Annotated in this window: 3 protein-coding genes and 1 pseudogene; 1 reads left to right on the forward strand and 3 read right to left on the reverse strand. The window is 40.2% G+C overall.

Going from position 1 to position 4297, the window contains the following annotated elements; genetic code table 11:
- Positions 1 to 49: 49 nt before the first annotated feature.
- Positions 50 to 991, reverse strand: a pseudogene (locus tag PX636_RS07970) (LOG family protein); the annotation flags it as partial.
- A gap of 254 nt (positions 992 to 1245) precedes the next feature.
- A complete protein-coding gene (locus PX636_RS07975) occupies positions 1246 to 2433 on the reverse strand; it encodes a tetratricopeptide repeat protein (RefSeq protein ID WP_288116684.1) in 1188 nt (395 codons plus the stop codon).
- A gap of 37 nt (positions 2434 to 2470) precedes the next feature.
- On the opposite strand from PX636_RS07975, the gene PX636_RS07980 reads away from it, so the two are divergent.
- A complete protein-coding gene (locus tag PX636_RS07980; protein ID WP_288116685.1) occupies positions 2471 to 3646 on the forward strand; it encodes an esterase-like activity of phytase family protein in 1176 nt (391 codons plus the stop codon).
- A 111-nt stretch (positions 3647 to 3757) separates the two neighbouring features.
- Here PX636_RS07980 and PX636_RS07985 read toward each other — a convergent pair whose 3' ends face one another.
- Positions 3758 to 4249, reverse strand: a complete 492-nt coding sequence (locus PX636_RS07985; RefSeq protein ID WP_288116687.1) for a LabA-like NYN domain-containing protein — start codon at positions 4247 to 4249, stop codon at positions 3758 to 3760.
- Positions 4250 to 4297 lie beyond the last annotated feature (48 nt).

Raw genomic sequence — 4297 nt, forward strand, 5'->3', positions numbered from 1 at the left:
AGATATAGTTTAAAAAGCCGTCCTAAAAGGACGGGGCTTTAACCCAAAATTTCGGTAAATGGTGGGTGGAATCCCGATTCTCTCGTTCTAGAATTTGACTAGGTGCGATTTTCCCCTTAACTAGGATATCGCCGAAGTTTTGGTTAATTTGTTCGATCTGTTCCCCGCTTAGTTCGTGGTTAAGACGAATAACAAAGGATTCTCCCACAAAACGGCTGGAGTGATACACCCGATAGAAGTGGCGAATTGTTTGACAAGCGTGGTCTAGATCGTTGGTAATTGTATAAAAATTCCGATCTTCGGCGGATATCAGTCCTCTTTTTTGCAGATTTTCACTAATTTGTTCTTGCCAAGTTTGCCAGTAATCCCCATCAGGCTCATCAATTAATACTAGGGGTGCAGGTCCGTATTTACCGGTTTGACAGAGGGTAAGCGTCTCAAAGGCCTCATCTTGGGTGCCGAAACCACCGGGGAATAAAGCTACTGCGTCACTTTCCCGCAGAAAAAATAGTTTTCTGGTAAAGAAATATTTAAAATCGATTAATTTGGCATCATTTATGATATACGGATTAGCTCCCTGTTCAAAGGGTAGCTGAATATTTAATCCGAAGGAATTTTCCCGTCCAGCACCTTCGTTACCTGCTTGCATGATGCCACCCCCAGCACCGGTTAACACCATAAAACCGTATTGACTAATACAGCGAGCGAAGTCCACTGCCAGACGGTATTCACTGCTGTCGGGTTTGATGCGTGCCGAGCCAAAAATGGTAAGTTTACGAATGTGACGGTAGGGGTAAAATACCTGAAATCCCTTTTCTAGATCTTCGATCGCGTAGGTTAAAATTTTCCAATCCAGGCGATCGATTTCCTCCTCGGCAATTCTGACTATTGCTTCCAGAGCTCTTTGAATCCATTTACCATCTTTCAAGTGGGGTAAATGTTGCACCAATTTCAGCAAGTCTTCGGTTAATTGAGAATAGGAATTTTCCATTGGTGGGTTGGGTTTTGGGTTTTAGGGTGTTGGGGTTTTAGGTTTTTAGGGTTTTAGGGTGTTGGGGAAGATATTTCTTAGTCCCCATTTCCCCATTTAAGTAGGGAGGCACAATTATTTGTAGGATGGGTTAGCGGTAGCGTAACCCATGCGGGCGTTGGGTTTCATGCTTCAACCCAACCTACGTTCATCTTATATTTAATTCCACCCACCTACTTATATGTCCATTAGTTAACTATTCAAAGACTTAAAGATCACTGTTCAGGATTATTTATTGCTTGATTAACTTGGGTGATTTGGGTTTGAAAATATTGTTCACGATAACGGATAGCTTGGGCTAATTCCGCACCTTTTTGGAAAGCGAGTAAAGCTTGGGGATAATTTTTTCTCTCTAGATAAATTTGACCGATTTGATCGTAGGTATTCATTAAACCGTAGTAATTATAACCCAATTCATGGACTTTAATTAATTCTTGATAGATTTGTAAAGCATAATCCACCTGTTGATAACTTTTATAGAGTTCGGCCAACTTATTTAAAGCTTCTCCTGCGCTGCCGTACTGTTGTAAAGCAAAAGCGAGAGAATAGGCTTCTTGAAAGTTTTGGCTGGCTTTATTTGCATCTTTTAAAGCTTGGTAATCTAAACCAATTTGAATTTTTAGAGCGGGGATTAACTGTATTTGCTGATTTCTGATCTGGGTTTCAGCTATTTCTTCTTTAATTTTCACGGCGTTAGCTGGTTGCAAAGATTCTCGATAAATTTCTGCTAGTCTTTGCAAATAAATTCCTTGAGTTAAAGAATTATTCTGCGCCTTAGAAATAGTTAATAATTCCTCATAGACTGGGGCTGCTTTTTGATAATCAAAACGGGATAAATGAATTTGACCAAGTTTATTTAAAGTGGCTTCTACTGCCACATTATCCCGGGATTGTCTGGCATTAGCTAGGATTTTATCATAGATAATTATCGCCTCATTAAAAGCTCGTACCTGTTGATATGATGTACCTAGTAATGCTAATAATTCCCCGTCCATTGTCTGGTTAGTTTCCGCAGTTTGTTGCAGAGCTTTTAAACGAGCAGTAATTAATTTAACATCCTCAGTTCGATCTCGATTCCAAGCTGCTAACCCCACTTTTCCCAAAGATTTTACTTCTTCTTTTGCTCCTAAATAACGATTTAATTTAATCACTTCATACCAGATAGGAAAAGCTTCCTCATTTAATCCCGCATCGTATTTAGCTTGAGCTTCAGCATCGCGTTGATCGATGTATAATAACAGTTGACGACGCTCCAAGGGAGTTAAAGGGCGATCGATTGCGGGTAATAAAGGACTTTTTAGGGGAGTTTCGAGGGGATTGGGTGCAGGGGTTTCTGTTTGTGCTAGGAGAGGAAGGGAAGTACCGATCAAACAGAGCCATAAACTGAGAGAAAAACGTAGCATAATAGATTGATAGGAGCGTAGTAGAGGATGATATTTTGTGATCGATCGATTCTATAAGAGACTGACTGCCGAAAATTTGCGTTTCCCAATTTTGGGTTTAATTGCTAGTTTGATTGTAACCTTTAGTCTGGGGGCCTGTGGTGTCTCCCCGCAAGTTTTAGCAGAACAACGAATGTTTCTACCCCTCTCGGTCGAGTTTTTGGGAGAATATCAATTGCCACAAGCGGATTATCAAGGGACAAGGGTGGGGGGATTATCGGCAATTACATACGATCGTGCCAATAACCGCTTTTATCTCCTCAGTGATGATCGTTCTCAGAAAGCTCCGGCCCGCTTTTATCGGGCTAGTTTGCAGATAAATGGTGAAAAAATCGAAAAAGTGAATTTAGAGGCAGTCACGTTCCTAAAAGATGGCAAGGGAGAAACGTTTAAAAAGGGATCGATCGACCCGGAAGGTATCGCTTTTTCGCCCCGACAAACTTTGTTTATTTCCAGTGAAGGTGCGGTTAAAGAGGGAATTGCTCCTTTTATTGCTGAATTTGATTTGCAGGGACAATTAAAGGAGTCTTTGTTAATTCCTAATCGCTTTTTACCAGATGATAGCAATCAAAAAGGAATACAGGATAATTTAGGGTTTGAATCCTTAACTTTAGGGATTACCAGCACTCTCAAAGACGATCCTTTTCGTTTGTTTACTGCCACAGAAAGCGCGTTAATTCAAGATAGTCCCACGGGAAAAAGAGCAGAAAATCTCAGAGTGCGACTTCTTCATTATGTTATTGATCCGATTGGTGCGCCTGTGTTAGTATCAGAACAATTGTATGTGTTAGATGAGCCACCCAGTGGTGCGAGATACTACGGTTTAACGGAATTATTAGCTTTAGAAAAAGAGGGTTATTTTCTCAGTTTAGAGCGAACTTTTGGTTTAGAAGGTTTTGGAGCGAAACTATTTCAGGTAGTTAATGGGAGTGCCACTGATACCTCGAAAATTGCTCGGATACCGGGAGAATTAGAAGCTTTACAGGTGCAACCCTTGCGGAAAAAATTATTACTAGATTTAGGGACTTTGGGGATTGATTTAGATAATTTGGAAGGAATGACCCTCGGTCCAAGATTAGCTGATGGCAGTCGCTCTTTGATTTTAGTCAGTGATGATAATTTTAATCCGAATCAGGTCAATCAGTTTTTACTATTTCGACTCAAGGAAAAATAAACAAGAGATGGTTAATTCCCTCACCTATCCCCTTCTGGGAGAAGGATTGGGGTGAGGACTACCAATAAAGAAAAATGGGATAAATAGCCGGTTTAAAGAGAAAACGGCCGATTAATAATCACTTTTTTCGATATCTTTGCGAATATCATTCAGGTCAATATAGCGATCGGTGGCATTTCGCAATTCCCTAGCGATCATCCCTTCCGTAGAAACTACGGTAATATGAGTATTTTTAGAGCGCAATAGTTCGATCGCTCGTTCAAAATCGCCATCACCGCTAAATAAAATCACTCGATCGTATTGATCGACGGTATTAAACATATCGACGACAATTTCGATATCTAAATTAGCTTTCTGGGAAAAACGACCGGAACTATCATCATAATATTCTTTCAAAATTTTTGTTCTCACCGTATAACCCAAACTAATTAAAGCATCGCGAAAACCTCTTTGATCTTGGGAATCTTTTAAACCCGTGTACCAAAAGGCATTAATTAACATAATATTCGGGTCGTTGGTGAAGTAATTTAACACCTTACGCGGGTCAAAAAACCAGCCATTTTTTTGTTGAGCATAAAACATATTATTGCCATCCACAAAAATCGAAAGGCGATCTTTCGGACGACCGCCACCATTACAATGACAAAGACC

Source organism: Microcystis sp. M53598_WE2 (assembly GCF_030067735.1).
Taxonomy (GTDB): Bacteria; Cyanobacteriota; Cyanobacteriia; order Cyanobacteriales; family Microcystaceae; genus Microcystis; species Microcystis aeruginosa.

Coding starts and splice junctions, on each gene's coding strand:
- PX636_RS07975 (WP_288116684.1), bottom strand. CDS start 2,433: ATGCTACGTTTTTCTCTCAGTTTATGGCTCTGTTTGATCGGTACTTCC.